Below are 19212 nucleotides of genomic sequence, written 5' to 3' on the forward strand. Positions count from 1 at the left end.
GCTTGCTTGTCTTTATAGATCAGCATGGCTCATTGCGGTTCCTTTTGCCGGTTGGGTGTAGAATGCCGACCTCGCAAAGAGGATTTCCGGAAATGGCTTTAGTTGGGCGTTACAACAGTTTGCAAATCGTGAAACACACGGACTTCGGCCTGTACCTGGACGGCGGCGCGGATGGCGAAATCCTCCTGCCTAACCGCTACATTCCCAAGGACACGCCCACTGAGGTCGAAGACTGGCTGAACGTCTTCGTCTACCTGGACAGCGAAGACAAGCTGATCGCAACCACCGAAAAGACCAAACTGCAGGTCGGTGAGTTCGCCAGCCTCAAGGTCAAGGAAATCAACAGCATCGGCATCTTCCTCGACTGGGGCCTGCCGAAGGACCTGTTGATGCCGTACTCCGAAGAAAAGCGCCAGATGAAAGCCGGCGAATACTGCGTGGTGCATGCTTACCTGGACAAGCGCACCCGCCGTATCACCGCGACCGCGCGCCTGGACCGTTACCTGGACAAGGTGCCGGCGACCTACAAGGTCGGCCAGGAAGTCGATCTGCTGGTGGCCGAAGAAACCCCGATGGGCTTCAAGGCGATCATCAACAACAAGCACTGGGGCTTGATCCACAAGAACGAGGTGTTCAAGTTCCTGCGTTCGGGCAAGCAGGAGAAGGGTTACATCAAGGAGCTGCGCAGCGACGGCAAGATTGCCCTGAGCCTGCAGCCGATTGGTCAGGACCTGGCCAACAGCCTCAATGACAAGATCCTGGCCAAGCTCAAGGACGCCAACGGTGTGCTGCCGGTCAGCGACAAGAGCGACCCGCAACTGATCAGCGATATGTTCGGGGTCAGCAAGGGCAACTTCAAGAAGGCCATCGGCGCCTTGTACAAGGATGGCCGCATCGTCATCCACGCTGACCGCATCGAACTGGTCTGATCAGGCCTGGCGAAAGCCTGCAAAGCTCAGGTTTTCGCCACCTGGGCGCAGGTCCTGGAGCAGTGAGTCGCGGTCGGCGCTCAGCGCCAGGCTGATGGTCGAGCGCCGCTTGCCGGGGTGGCGCACTTCCATCTTCTCCAGATGGGCCTTGAGGAAGTTCACCGGCACCTTCAAGTGCTGCAGCTCGTCGGTCTCGGGCGTGTGCAGCAGCAGGTTGACCCAGTCGGCTGCCCCTTTGCGCAGTACCAGCTTCACCGGCACATCGAACCACCACAGGCTGCGCTTGCTGTCGAGCACGGCGAACAGGGTGTTGTCGCTGGAGAGTACCGGTTTTCCCAGCTCCAGATTACGACGGGCGATGGCGGCGGGTTTGTCGAGTTTCATGCAGGTTCCTACGGGTGACGCTTGAAAGGTCGGCTATTGTGCTGGCAATGCGGCGAAACATAAAGCGGCGAGCGCTGGGGCTGGAACTTTCCTTTGGCTTTGATCTCAATTTGATGGCGCATTAAGGTGCCACCTTCGTTAACGATCAAACAGTGCCAGGGAAGAGGGTCCATGAAAATACTGATTGCCCTGCTGATGTTGCTCAGCAGCTATGCGTATGCCGGTTGCGGGAGTATCAGGGACGCTGATCAGCGCAACTATTGCTATGCCAGAGAAGGCGGTAGCGGCTGTGGTTCCATTCGCGATGCCGACCTTCGTAATGCCTGCTATGCAGAAACCCGCGGTAGCGGCTGTGGCTCCATTTCCGACAGTGATCAACGCAACTATTGCTATGCCAGGCAAGGCAGCAGTGGCTGTGGTTCCATCCGTGACTCCGACCTTCGCAATGCCTGCTATGCAGAAACCCGTGGGAGCGGCTGTGGCTCCATTTCTGACAGTGATCAACGCAATTATTGCTATGCCAAGCAAGGCACGGGCAGTTGCGGGAGTATCAGAGACAGTGACTTGCGCAACCAGTGCAATGCGTTGAAACCCTGACAGGCGGGTTTTCGACTGCTGTTACGATTTCGGGCAAATAATTGAAACTCTGCGCACAGGCCACCGGTCCACTGACTGTCGACGCCGACAGCCCGATTTTCCCTTTCAGGAGAACTCCCATGAGTGGCACCAAAGATAAAGTCAAAGGTATGGCCAACGAAGCGGTTGGCAACATCAAGCAAGGTGTTGGCAAAGCAACCGACAACGAGCGGCTGCGCGCCGAGGGTGAGTTGCAGGAGCGCAAAGGCGAAGCCCAGCAAGTGGTTGGAAAGGTCAAGGATGCATTGAAAAAGCCTTGATGGCTGTAGGTGTAGTTTCGCGACGGCCACCCTTGGTGGCCGTTGTGCTATCTGCCGCAAACAATAGCAACTTGGCGGCGATCGTCGTTTAGACTTCAGTGCAGACCTTAGTGAGGAGCCGAGCTCATGTCCCTCGAGCGGCGAAAGGAGACGCTATGATTTTCCCCGACCTGCGCGGCTTGCCGTTGCATCGCGTGCTGGTGCGCACCGTCAAGGAGTTTCTCGATGACGAGATGTCTACCTATGCCTCGGCATTGGCCTACCAGATGCTGTTCTCGCTGTTTCCCTTCCTGTTGTTCCTGATTGCGCTGATCGGCTTCCTGCACCTGCCGGACTTTTTCTCCTGGCTGCGCCTGCAGTCGGAACTGGTATTGCCGCCCCAGGCGCTGGAACAGGTCAATCCGGTGATCGACCAGTTGCAGCAGTCCAAGGGCGGCCTGCTTTCGGTCGGTATTGTTATCGCCTTGTGGACGGCGTCGGCGGGCGTGCGGCTGATGATGAGCGCGATGAACGCGGCCTACGATGTGGTCGAAGGCCGTCCGGTGTGGAAGCGCATTCCCTTGTCGGTGATCTATACCGTGGGCATCGCCGGCATGCTGCTGGCCACGGCCGCCTTGATGGTGCTCGGGCCGCAGGTCATGGAATGGATTGCCTCGCAGATCGGCATGCAGGAGTTCATTGTCACGGTGTGGACGATACTGCGCTGGCCGGCGATCATTATTCTGATGATGATGGCGGTGGCGTTGATCTATTACGTAATGCCGGATGTTAAACAGGAGTTTCGTTTTATTACCCCGGGCTCGGTGCTGGCGGTGGTGGTGTGGATCATCGCGTCGTTGGCGTTCGGTTATTACGTAAAGACCTTCGCCGACTATAATGCGATGTATGGCAGCATCGGTGCGATCATTGTCTTGCTACTGTATTTCTATATTTCTGCTGCCGTTTTGTTATTGGGAGCGGAAATGAATGCGGTGATTGAGCATATGTCTGCCGAGGGTAAGAATCCGGGTGAGAAACAAGCCGGTGACGCCCCCCACGAACATGATAAAAAGCATGTTTCCGGGTTGGGACGCGATCATTCGCTCGATCACCCGGCCACGCCGGAAGGTGAACCCTTGAGTCGTACATCCCATGATTCGTGACATTCTGAAAATGGGCGATGAGCGCTTGCTGCGCATCGCCCCGCCGGTACCGCAACAACTGATCGGCAGTGCCGAGCTTGAGCAGTTGATCGCCGACATGTTCGAGACCATGCATCACGTCGGCGGCGTTGGCCTGGCCGCGCCGCAGATTGGGGTCGACCTGCAACTGGTGATTTTCGGCTTCGAGCGTAGTGAGCGTTATCCGGATGCCGAGCCGGTGCCGCAGACCATACTGCTCAATCCGCTGATCACCCCCATAGGCACCGAAGTTGAAGATGGCTGGGAAGGGTGTCTGTCGGTACCGGGCCTGCGCGGTGTGGTCCCGCGTTTCCGGCGTATCCGCTATGAGGGGCTCGACCCGCAAGGGCAGGTGATCGACCGCTTGGCAGAGGGCTTTCATGCGCGTGTGGTGCAGCATGAATGCGATCACCTGATAGGGCGCTTGTACCCTTCGCGTATCCACGACTTCAACAAGTTCGGCTACACCGAGGTTTTGTTTCCCGGGCTGGATCCTGCCAGCGACGACTGAGGCCGGGCCATTGCCAGCAGTGGCTTGCTGCGCTGGTAACGCGCCAGGCGTTCGGCCAGCAGGGCGGGCAGGTCGGTGCAGGGGCTGAAGCCCAAGCGCTGGTAGAAGGAGCCGAGGTCGGGGTGGCAGAACAGCCAGGTCGTACCCTCGCTGCTGTGCATGGCTGTCTCGATCAAGTGCCGGGCAATCTCCCGGCCCCTCCAGTTTTGCGCCACCCATAACCCGGTCAGCCAGCTGCCACCGGGTACCGGGGTCAGGCACAGCGCTGCGACGATTTCCTCCGCTCGAGCGACCCAGAGCTGCCCCTGCGCGGCTGCGCGCATGGGCGAACCCTGGGTTTTGTAGAATTTATTCAGCAATGGCCGCTCGGGGCCGGTCAGCAGGCAGTAGCGTAAGGTGGTCACGGCGTTGGTCCGGCAAGGCTCTGGCCCGGGCTTTTACACTGACAGTTGCAAGCTGTCGAGGGTGAAAACCCTGTTCTATTGTTGCAGATCCGGTAACAGTGAATGTTCGGTTCAGGGATTTAACCCTGTCGGGCAACTTGTAAACTATGTTTGTCCCCACAAAAAAGTAACAGGGGGACCGGTACTTCGTGTTATGTCCTTAGTGTCTGATGTAACAACTTCTCCGCGCCGCTATTGGCCAATGAAGTCAATCGATTAGTTTGATTGCTTTGCAGGCTTATTATTATGAAAAGTTTACTTGTTCTTGCCCTTGTCGGTGTTTCTTCTTTTGCCCTGGCTGATGAAATTAACACTGCCAGTGCTCAGCCGGTCGTTCAACAGTATGATTATTCGACCAACCTGGATATTGCCAAGGTTATCAGTCTGTCGACTATTCCGAATGTCTGTGAAGTCGTGCCGGCGACCATGGTCTACGAAGATCATCAAGGTCAGCGTCATACCCTTGAGTACCGCGCCATGGGTAACGGTTGCACCAACGGTTGATCCCGCCTTATCGGCGCTCGCGCTCCAATAGCTGACGCTTGCGCTCAACGCCCCAACGGTAGCCCGAGAGGTTGCCGTCGCTGCGCACCACCCGGTGACAGGGGATGGCCACGGCCAGGGCGTTGGCTGCACAGGCCTGGGCCACGGCGCGCACCGCTTTGGGCGAGCCAATCCGTTGTGCGATCTCGGCATAGCTGGCCGTTGTTCCCGCCGGGATTGTCCGCAAGGCCTGCCAGACCCGCTCCTGAAAGGCCGTGCCGCGCAAGTCCAGCGGCAAGTCCAGGCCAATTCCCGGTACCTCGATCAATCCCACCACTCGGGCCACCAGGGTTTCGAAGGCGGCATCGCCACCGAGCAAGTCAGCCTTGGGAAACTTGTCCTGCAAGTCGTGCAGTAATGCCTGCGGATCATCGCCGAGGAGGATTGCGCAGATACCGCGTTCGCTTTGTGCCACCAGGATCGCGCCCAATGAACATTGACCGATGGCAAAGCGGATCGCCATGTTGGCGCCGCCATCCCGATAGGCTCCCGGGGTCATGCCCAGGCGGGCATTGCTGGACTCGTAAAAGCGGCTGTTGGAATTGAAACCGGCCTCATACAGGGCATCAGTGATGGTGCTGGCGTGCTGCAATTGATTGCGCACCTTACTTGCCCGATGGGCTGAGGCATACGCTTTGGGCGTTACCCCGGTAATGGTCTTGAACACCCGATGAAAGTGGAACGGGCTCATGTTCAATTGCTCGGCCAGTTGATTGAGGCTGGGCACTGACTCGGCGCTTTCAATCAATTGGCAGGCGCGGGTGACTTGCGCCCGATGCTGTTCGGCCATCAGCGTCTGGTCTGCCGCGCGCCGTTTGCTCGGGCGATAGCCGGCGGCTTCGGCTTGGGCCGGGGTATCAAAGAACTCGACGTTGTCGATACGCGGCAGACGCGAGGTGCTGCTGGGCCGGCAGTACACACCAGTGGTGCGTACGGCATAGACAAATTCCCGGTCGGCTGCCGGGTCGCGGGCCAGGATCGCTTGCCAGCGTGGGTCGTTTTCGCTGATGTGGGGCTTGTCTTGGCGCATGCCGGGAATCTCTTGTTGAGTAATGATGGGCTCAGGTTAAGGCGAGCATCAGCGAAGAAAACTCCGGGTCTTGCGTTCAAACTCGTGGATTCGGTACCCGCCACAGGTACCAGGCGGCAATGGTGCGGTAAGGGCTCCAGGCCTGACCGAGTTCAAGCATCTGGCGGCGGGTGGGCTGGGTGTCGAGGCCTTGCAGACGACGGTAGCCCTCACGCACGCCAAAGTCATCGACGGGCAGGATGTCCATACGCTCCAGGGTGTAGATCAGCAGCATTTCCACAGTCCAGCGACCAACGCCACGCAAACTCACCAGTCGCTCGATCAATTGCTCATCATCCAGTGCCAGCGCCTGTTCGTGGTCTGGCACCACACCGTCCTGACGCGCCTTGGCGATACCCAGGATGGTGGCCAGCTTGCTGGCGGAGAAACCGCAGGCGCGCAGTTGTTCGGGCGATGTGGCCAATACCTGCTCCGGGCTCGGAAAGGCACAGCCCGGATACAGCGCAAGGAAGCGCCCGAGGATCGCATCGCCGGCTTTCACATGCAGTTGCTGATAGGCAATGGCTCGCACCAGCGCCTGATACGGGTCGCGCTCGGGGCGCGGTTGATGCAGGCAGGGGCCGATGGCCTGAACATGTGCGGCCCATTGGGGATCAAGCGCGGCGAGAAATTGCTCGGCCTGGTTGAACAAACTACTCATGCTCTCTCCATGGCGTGGGCCACGCGCTCCAGCGCCTGCTTCAGTTGCGCACGGCTGCTGGCGGCGGACAGGCTGATACGAACAGCCGTCAGGTCGCCCTGTTTTACGGCAAATACTTCGGCCGGGACCACCTCTACCGCGTTGGCCCGACAACGTTGCACCAGCGTTTGTGCCGGTATTGCACAGCTTACCCAGATGTGCGGCGAGGGATGTAGGCCAAAGAGCCGCTCACTGCCGAGTATCTTGCGTGCCAGGCGCCAGCGCTGTTCGACCTCTGCGCGTTGCCAGGCCAGTCGCCGGCTGGCCGTACCCTCACTGATCCAGCGGCAGGCGATCTGCAGGTTCAGGGGCGATACCTGCCAATGGGTCGCCTGTGCGTGCGGGTCGATTTTAGCCAACAGCAGCGGGTCCGCGACGATCCAGCCCAGGCGTAAGCCTGCTGCAACGGTCTTCGACAGACTGCTGATCAGTATTCCCTGCTGGCCCAGCAACGGCCACAAGGGCGGCTGGTCGGTCAGCGCGCCGTAGACATCGTCTTCGATCAGCAGCAGGCCGTGGCGATGCACCACCTCGGCAACGGCCTGCTGGCGTTCGCGGCCCATGCAGGCCCCGGTGGGGTTTTGCAGGCTGGGCGTGAGCACCACCACCCGCGCGCCGGTTGCGCGGGCGACGCGGTCGAGGTCATCGGGAAGGATACCCTGGCGGTCCAGGGCAATGCCGTGCAGGGGCAGGCGTAGCTGGCGGCAGGCGGCCTTGATGCCGGGGGCCGTCAGGCTTTCGACCAGTACCGGATCGCCTGCCTGGCACAGCGACAGCAACAGACTGAACAGACCTTGCTGGGCACCGCCGCATAACAGGACCTGGCTGGCGCTCACCTGCAACCCCCGGTTGGCTAGCCAGGCAGCCCCTTGCACGCGGGCCAGGAGCAGTGCGTCGGCACTCAGGTAATGCTCCAGGCTGCGCACTTCGCCGTCCTGCAACAGGGTTTGCAGGGTGCGTTCGATGTCATGGTTGTCGGGCTCGATCACCGGCACGTTGGTCGACAAATCGATCAGGCTGGGCTGCGCGGTTTTTTGTTTCAGATGAAACAGCGTGGCTTCTTTGCTGCCAGCCAGTACATAGGTGCCACGTCCGACCTCGCCGCTGACCAGATGCCGGGCGGCAGCTTCACGGTAGGCCTGCTGGGTGGTGCTGGGGTTGAGCCCCAGCGCCCAGGCCAGACGCCGTTGCGGTGGCAGGCGCGCGCCGACCGGCAGCTCGCCACGCTCGATGGCTTCGGCAATGGCATCGACCAGCGCCAGGTAACGGGGTTGCCCGGTGTCAGGCAGGGTAGGGGTCCACATTTATTGTTGGCCATGCAATATAAACTTTTACCCATACAATGAACCGGCGCTAGGATCAGGTCAAACCCACTGCTGCCGAGGTGTTCCATGTTCGACCTGACTGCCCTGCGTGAAGCTGCCCGTCTGGTGCATGCCAGTGTGCCCGCCACTGCTCAATATGCCTGGCCACGGCTGGCCGAGCGGCTGGGTTGCGAGGTCTGGGTCAAGCATGAGAACCATGCACCGACCGGTGCGTTCAAGGTGCGCGGCGGTTTGCTTTACGTGCAATGGCTGCTGGGGCAAAAACCGCAGGTGCGTGGTCTGGTCACCGCCACCCGTGGCAACCACGGGCAGAGCATGGCCCTGGCGGCGCGTAGCGCCGGGCTGCCGATCATCATCGTGGTGCCGCAAGGTAACTCGCGGGAGAAGAACGCGGCGATGCGCGCCCAGGGTGCGGAGTTGATCGAATACGGCGCCGACTTCGACCAGGCCCGTGAAGAGGCCGCGCGTCAGGCGCAACGGCATGACTATGAGATGGTGCCGTCCTTCCACCCGCAACTGGTTCGCGGTGTGGCCACTTATGCCCTGGAGTTGTTCGAAGCGGTTGCGGACCTTGATTGCGTGTATGTGCCCATCGGTATGGGCTCGGGAATCTGCGGGCTGATCCAGGCCCGTAACCTGCTGGGCCTGCGCACCGAGATCGTTGGTGTGGTGTCGAGCGCCGCCGATGCCTTTGCCTTGAGCGTTGAACAAGGTCACATCGTCACCACCGCCACGGCCAATACCTTTGCCGATGGCATGGCCTGCCGCATGCCGGTGCCGGAAGCCTTCGAGATCGTCCGCCAGCATGCGGCACGGATCGTCAGGGTCAGTGACGAGGAGGTGGCCCAGGCGATTCGTATTTACCACGAAGACACCCACAACACCGCCGAAGGCGCCGGCGCGGCGGGGCTGGCGGCGCTGGTTCAGGAGCGCGAACGCCAGCGCGGGCGCAAGGTGGCCGTGGTGCTCAGTGGCGCCAATATCGATCGAGAGCGGTATGCGCTGGTGTTGGCAGGGTGATGGAAAAATCCTGAATTGATCGCTTGGAAAAAGTGCTATCTTATTTTGATAGCATTTTCCAATGAACAATCGATATCGCAGAACCCTCGAATGCATTTTTCGCACACCTACCAGTGCCAGTCTGGTGTTCACCGACATCGAAGCGCTGGTGGTGCATCTGGGTGGGCAGGTGCTGGAGCGTGAAGGGTCCAGGGTCAAACTGATTTTGGGGACGCAGCAATGGCGATGCCACAGGCCGCACCCAGGTAAAGAGGCCAAGCGTTATCAAGTTGAAGAAGCCCGCGAATTTCTCCTGCGGGCAGGAGTTCACCTATGAACACGATGACCTACAAGGGCTATAACGCTCGAATCGAATACGACCCGCGCGATGATATTTTTGTCGGTCGTGTATTGGGGGTGCGAGACATCATCAGTTTCCACGCCAGTTCTGTCAGCCAGTTGCATGAAGCATTTCACCTGGCATTGGACGATTACCTGGCCGATTGTGCCGAGCGAGGCGTGACGCCCGAGCGGCCTGCCTCCGGCAAGGTCATGTTGCGCATTCGCCCCGAAGTCCATGCCGCTGCGACCATCGCCGCACAGTCGGCGGGCAAGAGTCTGAACCAGTGGGCGGATGAAGTGTTCGAGCGCGCGGCTCAGGCATAACAGACTTGCCTCCGGGCCAGGGCAATTTCTTCCAATACAGCCGCGCTGATTCCCGCTTTAATAGCGCCTGCCTTCAACGCTGTCTATGGAATGCCCTATGCCTTTTTCCAACGGATTTCTTCTCAGTCTCTCCCTGTGCCTGGATATCGGCATCGCCAATATCGCCATGATCACCCTGGCCATGCAGCGCGGGTTTCTTCAAGGCTTCTGGCTGGGCCTGGGGACGTGTGTCGGTGATCTGTTGTATGCGGTGGCGGCCCTGGCCGGCATGACCGTGTTGCTGCAGTTCGAGACCGTGCGCTGGGTGTTGTGGCTGGGCGGTTCGGTGTTGCTGGTGTGGTTCGCAGTGAAAATGCTGCTGGCGGCGTGGCGCGGCGAAGGTCATGTGCAAGCTGGTGAAGTGGTGGTGGAGTCGTCCTGGCGCGAGTTTTTACGCGGGATCTTCCTGGCCATGTCTTCACCCAGTGCGATCCTCTGGTTCGCGGCGGTAGGCGGTGTGCTGATTTCGCGCTCCGGTGGTGGCAGCTTGATGGAGGCCGGGCTGTTCCTTTCTGGATTCTTTGCCGCAGGACTGCTCTGGTGCCTGTCGCTTTGCCTGATTGCCAGTCACGGTGGGCGGCTGCTCGGTGACCGGCTGCTGACCTGGTCTTATCTGCTTTCGGCAGGCATCTTCTGCTACTTCGCGGTCTATGTGATTGTCTCCGGATACCGCGAGTTCATCCTTGCCGTGCCAGCGGCCACAGCGGGTCTATAATCAGTCGGGGTACCCGTGTGCAGGTGCCATCAGGCCGGAGGATCTTCGAGATGAAAGGTCTTGATGCGAAAAAAATGGCCAAGAAAAAACCCCTGAAAACCGCTGATGAAAAACGCGCCGCCAAACGCGCCAAACGCTCGGCAGCCAGTGGTTTTCTCCCATGACAACGACCCGGAGCCCCGCAAGGGGCTCCTTGTTCATATAAGGCAAAGGATATGTCTACCCCGATTCAAGTTGCAGTCCAGCCCGTGCGCTTCGAGCAGGCCGATGGCTTCACCATCGCCGGTATCGGTGGTCGCTTCTCGCAGTCCAGCATCAGTCAGATTCCTCAACTGTGGCAACGCTTCGAACCGCACATCGGCAAGGTCCCGGGGCAAGTCGGCGAGCATACCTACGGCGTTTGCTGCAACGCCGACGCCAACGGCAATTTTGACTACATCGCTGGTGTGCAGGTGGAGGGGGTAGAGCTGCTGCCAGCCGGCTTCCAGGGCGTTGAACTCAAGCCCCAGCGTTATGCCGTGTTCGAGCACCACGGCAGCCTCGATAATCTCAAGGCTACGTTCCAGGCCATCTGGCACGACTGGTTACCGCAATCGGGCGAACAGGTTGCCCAGGCACCGGAGTTCGAACGCTATGGCAAGGATTTCGATCCTTTTGCCAGCCACAGTGTGATGGAAATCTGGCTGCCGCTGGACCGCAAAAAATAATCCACTGCGGCTGTCGAATCCCGGCGTCCTCATTCGACCATCTGTGAACGCGCCGATTAACTCGGCGCCTGACCGTTGTCGAATCGCAGAGGACACGACCATGAGCAGCGTCGCCGAAAACGAAGTCCGTCAACTTATCGAGCGCTGGATTCCAGCAGTCCGGGCTCGGGACATCCCCGCCATCACCGCCCCTTACGCCGACGATATCCTTGCCTTCGATGCCATCAAAGAACTGCAGTTCAAGGGCAAGGCCGCCTATCAGGCTCACTGGCAAGCCTGCATGGAGCTCTGCCCCGGTGAAATGATCTTCGAGATGGAGCAGTTGCAGATTCATGCCACGCCGGATCTGGCGCTGGCCCACTGGCTCAATCGCTGCGGTCCGCCCATCGAAGAGGGTGGTGAGGATAAAAGCTGTTACATGCGCGTCACTGCTGGCTACAAGCGCATCGATGGGCAATGGAAAGTAATTCATGAACATTGGTCGGCGCCATTCGACATGGAAACCGGTGCCGCCCTGTTCTCGCTCAAGCCTTGAGCTGAGAGCGTCGAGGATTATGCCGAATTGCACTTTGCATCCGCTGTGGAGATGACGATGAAATACCTTTGCCTGGTCTATTGTGAAGAGAGTCTGTTGCACAGCTTGCCCGACAGCCCTGCGGATGCCGAGTGCATGGCCTATGCCGAGTCGATCCAGGGCAGCGGCCGGATGCTCGCCGCCGAGGCACTCAAGCCGGTGCAGACCGCCACCACCGTGCGTGTTCGCGGTGGTCACATGAGCCTGACTGATGGACCTTTCGCCGAGACCAAGGAACAACTGGCCGGCTTCTATCTGGTTGATGCCCGCGACCTGAATGAAGCGCTGAACATTGCCAAGGGAATACCTGCCGCCAGGGTCGGCAGCATCGAGGTGAGGCCGATCCGCGAGCTCCAACCCTGAGACGCTGGAGACAATAAAATGAGCCTTCACCCCCCTGGTAATGCGCAGTACGAACTGTCCTTGACCCGTGTGATCGATGCACCGCGCAGCAAGGTGTTCCGGGCCTGGACCGAACCCGATCTGCTTGCGCAATGGTGGGGCCCCAACGGCATGACCACGCCCTTGTGCGAAATGCAGTTGTGGGTGGGAGGGTTGTTTCGCACGGTGATGCAGGCCCCGGATGGTACCGAATACCCGAACCAGGGGGTGTTCCTGGACATTGTCCCCCCTGAGCGGATTGTCTTCACCGATGCCTTCGGGCCGGGCTGGGTGCCGTCGAACAAGGCGTTCATGACCGTGGTGGTGACCTTCGAGGAGCATCAGGGCAAGACCAAGTACACCGCGCGCGCGTTGCACTGGAATGCCGCCGATTGTCTGGCACATGAAGAAATGGGCTTTCATCGCGGCTGGGGTGAAAGCCTGGATCGCCTGGTGGCGCTGGTGACCACCCAGATGCCGGGCTGATGGCGACGCTGGTTCAGGTGCGGGCCGAAGTCGAGTCGGTCTACAAGCGCGAGTCGCGCCGCATCCTGGCGACCCTGATTCGCTTGCTGGGGGATTTTGACCTGGCCGAAGAGGCCATGCACGAAGCGTTTTTCGTCGCGGTTGAGCGCTGGCAGCGCGATGGCATTCCTGCCAGTCCACGGGCCTGGCTGGTGTCCACCGGACGCTTCAAAGCCATTGACGGGTTGCGGCGAAGAGCCCGGTTCGACCGCTCGCAGACGCAGCTGATGATGGCGCTGGAGGCCCGGCAGGAGGATGAGGTGACAGACCAGGAGCTGGAAGATGATCGCCTGCGTCTGATCTTCACCTGCTGTCACCCGGCGCTGGCAGCCGATGCCCAGGTGCCGCTGACCCTGCGCGAAGTCTGTGACCTGACCACTGAGGAAATCGCCCGGGCTTTTTTGCAAAGCCCGGCGACCATTGCCCAGCGAATCGTGCGGGCCAAGGCCAAGATCCGCGATGCGCGGATTCCCTATCAGGTCCCGTCACTGGCGGAGCTGCCCGAGCGTCTGGACAGCGTGCTGCGGGTCATTTATCTGGTGTTCAACGAAGGCTATTCGGCGTCATCGGGTGACAACCTGATGCGCAATGACCTCAGTGATGAAGCGATCCGCCTGGGGCGACTGTTGCAGCAGTTGCTACCTGACCCGGAAGTGCTTGGCTTGCTGGCATTGATGCTGCTGCAGGCATCGCGACAGGCGGCTCGCAGTGATGAGAATGGCGATTTGATCCTGCTGGATCAGCAGGACCGCAGCTTGTGGAATCGCGCATTGATTGCTGAAGGTAGCCAGTTGGTGCAGCAGGCGCTGCGCAGTCAGCAGCTCGGGGTGTACAGCTTGCAGGCAGCGATTGCTGCGGTGCATGCCGAAGCGGCCAGTGCCGAGCAGACGGACTGGGAAGAAATCGTCGGTTTGTACGATGTGCTGCTGCGCGGTTGGCCTTCGCCGGTGGTCGAGCTCAATCGCGCCGCAGCCCTGGCGCGTCGCGACGGACCGCAGGCAGGGTTGCTCGCGGTGGAGGCGATTCTGGCGCGGGGACAGTTGCAGGATTATCACCTGGCCCACAGCGCCCGCGCCGAACTGTGTCGGCAACTGGGGCGCCTGGATCAGGCCCGTGATGCCTACCGCACCGCCCTGGGCCTGACCTCGCAAGGTGCCGAACGGCGCTTTATCGAGCGCCGCCTGAGCGAGTTGTGAGCTTCAGCCGATGGTGATCGGCGGCGGGCTGACCAGGTCGACAGTCTGCTGTTTGCGCGGGGCGAGGATTTCAGCCTCGCCATCGACCACCAGCTCATCGTTCTGGTTGAACACGCGGGTGGCGATGCGCACCTTGAATTTCGGCAGCTTCTCGAGGATTTCCAGGCGCACGGTCAGGGTGTCGCCGAACTTCACCGGCTTCTGGAAGCTCATGGTCTGACCCAGGTAGATGGTGCCCGGGCCAGGCAGCTCGCAGGCCACCGCGGCGCTGATCAGGGCACCGCTGAACATACCGTGGGCGATACGCTCCTTGAACATGCTCTTGGCGGCGAACTCGGCGTCCAGGTGCACGGGGTTGTGGTCACCGGACATGGCAGCGAACAGCTGGATGTCACGTTCTTCGACGGTCTTGCTGAAACTGGCGGTCTGGCCGACTTCAAGGGCTTCGTAAGGCGTGTTGGTGACCTGGGTCATCGATTCGGTTCCTGCTAGGGGCACGGGGGCGGCCGTCATTCGCTGCGGGCAGGGCGGCCAATGGCCAGGGCCTGTTCCAGCCAGTCGATGATCGCGGCCGTGACCTCGTCACGGTTGGTTTCATTGAGCAGTTCATGTCGCGCTTTGGGGTATAGCTGCAACTGCACATGCTGGTTGCCGGCCAGGCGCAAAGCACCAGCCAGATCCTTGAGACGCTTGCCGGCACTGACCGGATCACATTCACCGCCCATCACCAGGATCGGCAGGTTCGGATCGATCTGTTTGAGGTTGGCCGGCTGGCTGATCTGCTCAAGCCCCATCAGCAGGTCGATCCATAAGCGATTGGTGCAGCGGAAGCCGCACAACGGGTCGGCAACATAGCGGTCGACTTCGGCGTTGTCGCGGCTGAGCCAGTCGAAGGCCGTGCGCGTGGGTTTGAAGGCCTTGTTGAAGGAGCCAAAGGACAACCAGTCGATCAACGCACTGTGGCCCAGAGGGCCCTGGCGCCAGGCTTCGATACGGGCAATCACGCATGCCGTGCGGTACAGCGCCGGGGGCTGGAAGTTCGAGCCGCTGAGGATGGCGCCTTGCAGGCTGGCGCCATGGTGTATCAGGTACGCCTGGGCAATGTAGCTGCCCATGCTGTGGCCGAAGAGAAACACCGGGGTACCGGGAAACTGCTGGCCGATGTGCTGGCTGAGCACGCCCAGGTCGTTGACCACCGCGCTCCAGCCATCGTGGCGGGCGAACAGGCCCAGGGTGCCGAGCTCGGCGGTACGGCCATGACCGCGCTGGTCATGGGCAATCAGCGCATAGCCCGCTGCACTCAGGGCCTGGCCCAGGCGTTGATAGCGGCCGGCATGTTCGGCCATGCCATGGGCCAGCAGCACCACTGCCTTGATCGGTGTGCTGGGCAGCCATTGGTAGACATAAAGGCTGCAGTGATCGCTGGCCGCTAGCCAGAACGCATCGTGGTGCATGGCGAGTCCTTGTGCGCACAGGTGAGTAACTCAGCTCAGTGTATAACCCAAGCGTGCAATCGAAGGGCAGCGACAAACAAGATTCACAATGTAAATGACAGCGCTTGGCATATTTGCCACCTGCGACATACCTGCTAACGTCGGCACAGCACCTTCTTCGCCAAGCAGGCAAGGGGACCGGAACGGCTCAGGTATGAGGACAAGAATAAATGCAGGCTGATTTCTGGAATGACAAGCGCCCGGCAGGCGTTCCCTCGAACATTGACATGAATGCTTACAAGTCTGTGGTCGAAGTGTTCGAACGCTCGTGCAAGAAGTTTGCTGACCGCCCGGCGTTCAGCAATCTCGGGATGACGATGACCTACGCTGAGCTGGATCGTTACTCTGCGGCCTTTGCCGCCTATCTGCAGCAACACACCGATCTGGTGCCGGGCGACCGTATCGCGGTGCAGATGCCCAATGTGCTGCAGTACCCGATCGCAGTGTTTGGCGCCTTGCGCGCCGGGCTGATCGTGGTCAACACCAACCCGCTGTATACCGCTCGCGAGATGCGTCATCAGTTCAAGGATTCCGGAGCCCGGGCGCTGGTCTACCTGAACATGTTCGGCAAACTGGTGCAGGAGGTACTGCCCGATACCGGCATCGAGTTCCTGATTGAAGCGAAGATGGGCGACATGCTGCCGGCGGCCAAGGGCTGGCTGGTCAATACCATTGTCGCCAAGGTCAAGAAGATGGTCCCCGACTACCATCTGCCCCAGGCTGTGCCCTTCAAGAGCGCGTTGAGTCAGGGACGTGGCGCAGTACCCAAGCAGGTCCCGCTGAGCCTCGATGATATCGCTGTGCTGCAGTACACCGGCGGCACCACCGGTCTGGCCAAGGGCGCAATGCTCACTCACGGCAACCTGGTGGCCAACATGCTCCAGGTGCTGGCGTGCTTCTCCCAGCATGGCCCCGATGGCCAGCGGCTGATCAAAGAGGGCCAGGAGGTGATGATCGCACCGCTGCCGCTCTACCATATCTATGCCTTTACCGCGAATTGCATGTGCATGATGGTGACCGGCAACCACAACGTGCTGATCACCAATCCGCGAGACATTCCAGGCTTTATCAAAGAGCTGAAAAAGTGGAAGTTCTCCGGGCTTCTCGGCCTGAACACCTTGTTCGTGGCGCTGATGAATCACCCGGAGTTCAAGAACCTGGATTTCTCCGCGCTGAAAGTCACCAACTCCGGTGGCACCGCGCTGGTGACAGCTACCGCCGAGCGCTGGGAAAGCCTGACGGGCTGCCGCATTGTCGAAGGCTATGGCCTGACGGAAACCTCGCCGGTAGCCAGCACCAATCCGTACGGCAAGCTGGCGCGCCTGGGCACAGTGGGCATTCCAGTGCCGGGTACGGCATTCAAGGTCATCGACGATGCAGGCAACGAACAGCCGATGGGCGAGCGGGGCGAGTTGTGCATCAAGGGCCCGCAAGTGATGAAAGGCTACTGGCAGCACCCTGAGGCTACGGCCGAGGCGCTTGATAGCGAGGGCTGGTTCAAGACCGGTGATATCGCGGTGATCGATCCTGATGGTTTTACCCGGATTGTCGATCGCAAGAAGGACATGATCATCGTTTCCGGTTTCAACGTGTACCCGAACGAGATCGAAGAGGTGGTCATGAGCCACCCGCAAGTCGCCAACTGCGCGGTGATCGGCATTCCAGACGAACGCTCCGGCGAAGCCGTGAAGCTGTTTGTGGTGCCGCGTGAAGGCGGGGTGAGTCTTGAAGAGCTGAAGGCTTACTGCAAGGCCAACTTCACCGGCTACAAAGTGCCCAAGCACATCGTGCTGCGCGATTCGTTACCGATGACGGCGGTAGGCAAGATCCTGCGTCGGGAGCTGCGCGATATCGCCTGACGTCCAGAGTGGGCGCGGGCTTCTGTGGGAGCGGGCTTGTCCCGCGATGCGCTGTACCTGACACAGCGCATCGCGGGGCAAGCCCGCTCTCACTTTATATGCATAAACCGGTTGTTTAGGTTTTTTACTCTAAAAATGACCATTGCATAATCAAGAGTCATTTTTGTGACTGTTTGGGCTGCTTTAGCTCTAGGCGACCCTTTGCAAAGCTGCTACTCTCGGCCCGCTTCTGATGATCTGGTTTGCAATAAACCGTAATCTTATATCAATAATAATCGCATCGACTGCGGTGAAGAATTCGCTGGTGCTGGAGGAGTGGGCTTCCATGATCGAAAATTTTTGGAAGGATAAGTACCCAGCCGGGGTTGCGGCGCAAATCAACCCCGATGAGTACCCGAATATCCAGGCAGTATTGAAACAGTCCTGCCAACGCTTTGCTGACAAACCAGCCTTTAGCAACCTGGGCAAAACACTTACCTACGGCCAGCTGTACGAGTTGTCGGGGGCCTTCGCCGCCTACCTGCAGCAACATACTGACCTGCAGCCCGGCGATCGTATCGCCGTGCAACTGCCCAACGTGCTGCAGTATCCGGTTGCCGTATTCGGCGCTATGCGTGCCGGCCTGATCGTGGTGAACACCAACCCGCTGTATACCGCACGGGAGCTGGAGCACCAGTTCAATGACTCCGGCGCCAAAGCGCTGGTATGTCTGGCCAACATGGCGCACCTGGCAGAAAAGGTCGTGCCCAAGACCCAGATCAAGCACGTTATTGTCACCGAAGTGGCCGATATGCTGCCACCGGTAAAGCGCCTGTTGATCAACAGCGTGATCAAGTACGTGAAGAAAATGGTCCCGGCCTACCACTTGCCCAAGGCGCTGAAGTTCAATGATGTATTGAGCAAAGGTGCCGGCCAGCCGGTGAAAGAAGCGAGCCCCGACAGCAATGATGTGGCCGTGTTGCAGTACACCGGTGGCACCACCGGGGTGGCCAAGGGCGCGATGCTTACCCACCGTAACCTGGTGGCCAATATGCTGCAGTGCCGGGCGCTGATGGGCTCCAATCTCAATGAAGGTTGCGAGATCCTGATCACCCCGTTGCCGCTGTACCACATCTACGCCTTCACCTTTCATTGCATGGCAATGATGCTGATCGGCAACCACAACATCCTGATCAGCAACCCGCGCGACTTGCCGGCGATGGTCAAGGAGTTGTCGAAGTGGAAGTTCAGTGGCTTTGTCGGGCTGAACACTTTGTTCGTTGCCCTGTGCAACAACGAAACCTTCCGCAAGCTGGATTTTTCCGGATTGAAGATCACCCTGTCGGGCGGCATGGCCTTGCAGATGAGTGTCGCCGAACGCTGGAAAGCAGTGACCGGTTGCGCCATCTGCGAAGGTTACGGCATGACCGAAACCAGCCCGGTGGCGGCGGTCAACCCGGCCGAGCAGAACCAGATCGGTACCATCGGTATTCCGGTGCCTTCGACCCTGTGCAAGATCATCAATGATGAGGGTGTCGAACTGCCGCTGGGTGAGGTCGGTGAGTTGTGCGTCAAAGGCCCGCAAGTGATGAAGGGCTACTGGCAGCGCCAGGATGCGACCACCGAGATCCTCGACAGCGAAGGCTGGTTGAAGACCGGTGACATCGCCCTGATCCAGCCCGACGGCTACATGCGGATTGTCGATCGCAAGAAAGACATGATTCTGGTGTCCGGGTTCAACGTTTATCCCAACGAGCTTGAAGACGTGCTGGCTGCGCTGCCGGGCGTGTTGCAGTGTGCAGCCATCGGCGTGCCGGACGAGAAATCCGGTGAAGTGATCAAGCTGTTCATCGTTGCACGGCCTGGCGTGACCCTGACCAAAGAGCAGGTAATGGAGCACATGCGTGCCAATGTCACCGGCTACAAGGTGCCGCGTTTCATCGAGTTCCGTGATGCGCTGCCGACCACCAACGTCGGCAAGATCCTGCGTCGCGAGCTGCGTGATGAAGAGCTGAAAAAGTTGGGTCTGAAGAAGATCGCCTGACGGCAAACGACCGCTGAGCGGTCGATCGCCGGCAAGGCCGGCTCCCACAGTAGTAGAGGTCATCACTTGACTTGT

Annotated in this window: 24 protein-coding genes; 17 read left to right on the forward strand and 7 right to left on the reverse strand. The window is 59.8% G+C overall.

Features of this window, described 5'->3' with window-relative positions:
- The first annotated feature begins 92 nt into the window (after nucleotides 1–92).
- Nucleotides 93–929: a CvfB family protein gene (locus AC07OF_RS05435; protein ID WP_157193617.1), complete on the forward strand. Its 837-nt coding sequence runs from the start codon at nucleotides 93–95 to the stop codon at nucleotides 927–929.
- On the opposite strand, the gene AC07OF_RS05440 is transcribed toward AC07OF_RS05435, so the two are convergent.
- A complete protein-coding gene (locus tag AC07OF_RS05440) occupies nucleotides 930–1313 on the reverse strand; it encodes a hypothetical protein (protein ID WP_157193616.1) in 384 nt (127 codons plus the stop codon).
- 171 nt (nucleotides 1314–1484) lie between these two features.
- Between AC07OF_RS05440 and AC07OF_RS05445 the strand changes: the two genes are divergently transcribed.
- The 4 genes from AC07OF_RS05445 (at nucleotide 1485) to def (ending at nucleotide 3880) form a co-directional block, all read left to right on the forward strand.
- Nucleotides 1485–1910, forward strand: a complete 426-nt coding sequence (locus AC07OF_RS05445; protein ID WP_157193615.1) for a hypothetical protein — start codon at nucleotides 1485–1487, stop codon at nucleotides 1908–1910.
- A 119-nt stretch (nucleotides 1911–2029) separates the two neighbouring features.
- Nucleotides 2030–2209: a CsbD family protein gene (locus AC07OF_RS05450; RefSeq protein ID WP_045187592.1), complete on the forward strand. Its 180-nt coding sequence runs from the start codon at nucleotides 2030–2032 to the stop codon at nucleotides 2207–2209.
- Nucleotides 2210–2364: 155 nt separating this feature from the next.
- Nucleotides 2365–3351: a YihY/virulence factor BrkB family protein gene (locus AC07OF_RS05455; RefSeq protein WP_157193614.1), complete on the forward strand. Its 987-nt coding sequence runs from the start codon at nucleotides 2365–2367 to the stop codon at nucleotides 3349–3351.
- The gene (gene def, locus AC07OF_RS05460; protein ID WP_157193613.1) at nucleotides 3341–3880 is read left to right on the forward strand and encodes a peptide deformylase; all 540 of its coding nucleotides are present in this window, start codon (nucleotides 3341–3343) and stop codon (nucleotides 3878–3880) included. The genes AC07OF_RS05455 and def overlap by 11 nt, the downstream gene beginning before the upstream one ends.
- Here the strand turns inward: def and AC07OF_RS05465 are convergent.
- Entirely contained in the window at nucleotides 3832–4284 is a 453-nt protein-coding gene (locus tag AC07OF_RS05465) for a GNAT family N-acetyltransferase (RefSeq protein WP_495072642.1), read from the reverse strand. The genes def and AC07OF_RS05465 overlap by 49 nt on opposite strands.
- A 285-nt stretch (nucleotides 4285–4569) precedes the next feature.
- Between AC07OF_RS05465 and AC07OF_RS05470 the strand changes: the two genes are divergently transcribed.
- Nucleotides 4570–4827, forward strand: a complete 258-nt coding sequence (locus AC07OF_RS05470) for a DUF2790 domain-containing protein (RefSeq protein ID WP_038613628.1) — start codon at nucleotides 4570–4572, stop codon at nucleotides 4825–4827.
- A gap of 7 nt (nucleotides 4828–4834) precedes the next feature.
- On the opposite strand, the gene ada is transcribed toward AC07OF_RS05470, so the two are convergent.
- The 3 genes from ada to AC07OF_RS05485 form a co-directional block, all read right to left on the reverse strand.
- Nucleotides 4835–5896: a bifunctional DNA-binding transcriptional regulator/O6-methylguanine-DNA methyltransferase Ada gene (ada, locus tag AC07OF_RS05475; RefSeq protein ID WP_157193612.1), complete on the reverse strand. Its 1062-nt coding sequence runs from the start codon at nucleotides 5894–5896 to the stop codon at nucleotides 4835–4837.
- Nucleotides 5897–5972: 76 nt separating this feature from the next.
- Nucleotides 5973–6596, reverse strand: a complete 624-nt coding sequence (locus tag AC07OF_RS05480; RefSeq protein ID WP_157193611.1) for a DNA-3-methyladenine glycosylase family protein — start codon at nucleotides 6594–6596, stop codon at nucleotides 5973–5975.
- Nucleotides 6593–7939, reverse strand: a complete 1347-nt coding sequence (locus tag AC07OF_RS05485) for an aminotransferase-like domain-containing protein (RefSeq protein WP_157193610.1) — start codon at nucleotides 7937–7939, stop codon at nucleotides 6593–6595. The genes AC07OF_RS05480 and AC07OF_RS05485 overlap by 4 nt, the downstream gene beginning before the upstream one ends.
- Nucleotides 7940–8026: 87 nt before the next feature.
- On the opposite strand from AC07OF_RS05485, the gene AC07OF_RS05490 reads away from it, so the two are divergent.
- From AC07OF_RS05490 to AC07OF_RS05530, 9 genes are all read left to right on the forward strand, one after another.
- Nucleotides 8027–8980 (forward strand): threonine dehydratase, encoded by a 954-nt coding sequence (locus AC07OF_RS05490; RefSeq protein WP_157193609.1) that lies wholly within the window; start codon nucleotides 8027–8029, stop codon nucleotides 8978–8980.
- 61 nt (nucleotides 8981–9041) lie between these two features.
- The gene (locus tag AC07OF_RS05495) at nucleotides 9042–9296 is read left to right on the forward strand and encodes a type II toxin-antitoxin system HicA family toxin (protein ID WP_157193608.1); all 255 of its coding nucleotides are present in this window, start codon (nucleotides 9042–9044) and stop codon (nucleotides 9294–9296) included.
- Nucleotides 9293–9625 (forward strand): type II toxin-antitoxin system HicB family antitoxin, encoded by a 333-nt coding sequence (locus AC07OF_RS05500; protein WP_157193607.1) that lies wholly within the window; start codon nucleotides 9293–9295, stop codon nucleotides 9623–9625. The genes AC07OF_RS05495 and AC07OF_RS05500 overlap by 4 nt, the downstream gene beginning before the upstream one ends.
- Before the next feature lie 97 nt (nucleotides 9626–9722).
- The gene (locus tag AC07OF_RS05505) at nucleotides 9723–10379 is read left to right on the forward strand and encodes a LysE family translocator (RefSeq protein ID WP_157193606.1); all 657 of its coding nucleotides are present in this window, start codon (nucleotides 9723–9725) and stop codon (nucleotides 10377–10379) included.
- 215 nt (nucleotides 10380–10594) lie between these two features.
- Nucleotides 10595–11086, forward strand: a complete 492-nt coding sequence (locus tag AC07OF_RS05510) for a GyrI-like domain-containing protein (RefSeq protein WP_157193605.1) — start codon at nucleotides 10595–10597, stop codon at nucleotides 11084–11086.
- 100 nt (nucleotides 11087–11186) lie between these two features.
- Entirely contained in the window at nucleotides 11187–11621 is a 435-nt protein-coding gene (locus AC07OF_RS05515; protein ID WP_157193604.1) for a YybH family protein, read from the forward strand.
- A 57-nt stretch (nucleotides 11622–11678) separates the two neighbouring features.
- Entirely contained in the window at nucleotides 11679–12023 is a 345-nt protein-coding gene (locus AC07OF_RS05520) for a YciI family protein (protein WP_038613614.1), read from the forward strand.
- A gap of 18 nt (nucleotides 12024–12041) precedes the next feature.
- Complete coding sequence (locus AC07OF_RS05525; protein WP_157193603.1) at nucleotides 12042–12527, forward strand: SRPBCC family protein; 486 nt, start codon at nucleotides 12042–12044, stop codon at nucleotides 12525–12527.
- Nucleotides 12527–13762 (forward strand): RNA polymerase sigma factor, encoded by a 1236-nt coding sequence (locus tag AC07OF_RS05530; protein WP_157193602.1) that lies wholly within the window; start codon nucleotides 12527–12529, stop codon nucleotides 13760–13762. Before AC07OF_RS05525 ends, AC07OF_RS05530 begins: the two co-directional genes overlap by 1 nt.
- A gap of 3 nt (nucleotides 13763–13765) precedes the next feature.
- On the opposite strand, the gene AC07OF_RS05535 is transcribed toward AC07OF_RS05530, so the two are convergent.
- Together AC07OF_RS05535 and AC07OF_RS05540 are read right to left on the reverse strand one after the other, a co-directional pair.
- On the reverse strand, nucleotides 13766–14236 hold the full coding sequence (locus AC07OF_RS05535) for a MaoC family dehydratase (RefSeq protein ID WP_010223082.1): 471 nt from the start codon (nucleotides 14234–14236) through the stop codon (nucleotides 13766–13768).
- 35 nt (nucleotides 14237–14271) lie between these two features.
- Nucleotides 14272–15216, reverse strand: coding sequence for an alpha/beta hydrolase (locus AC07OF_RS05540; RefSeq protein ID WP_157193601.1), 945 nt, complete (start codon nucleotides 15214–15216; stop codon nucleotides 14272–14274).
- 209 nt (nucleotides 15217–15425) lie between these two features.
- On the opposite strand from AC07OF_RS05540, the gene fadD2 reads away from it, so the two are divergent.
- Both fadD2 and fadD1 read left to right on the forward strand, forming a co-directional pair.
- The gene (gene fadD2 / locus AC07OF_RS05545) at nucleotides 15426–17114 is read left to right on the forward strand and encodes a long-chain-fatty-acid--CoA ligase FadD2 (RefSeq protein WP_157193600.1); all 1689 of its coding nucleotides are present in this window, start codon (nucleotides 15426–15428) and stop codon (nucleotides 17112–17114) included.
- A 325-nt stretch (nucleotides 17115–17439) separates the two neighbouring features.
- Nucleotides 17440–19137, forward strand: coding sequence for a long-chain-fatty-acid--CoA ligase FadD1 (gene fadD1, locus AC07OF_RS05550; RefSeq protein ID WP_157193599.1), 1698 nt, complete (start codon nucleotides 17440–17442; stop codon nucleotides 19135–19137).
- Nucleotides 19138–19212 lie beyond the last annotated feature (75 nt).

This window comes from Pseudomonas sp. GW821-FHT10B02 (assembly GCF_059415665.1).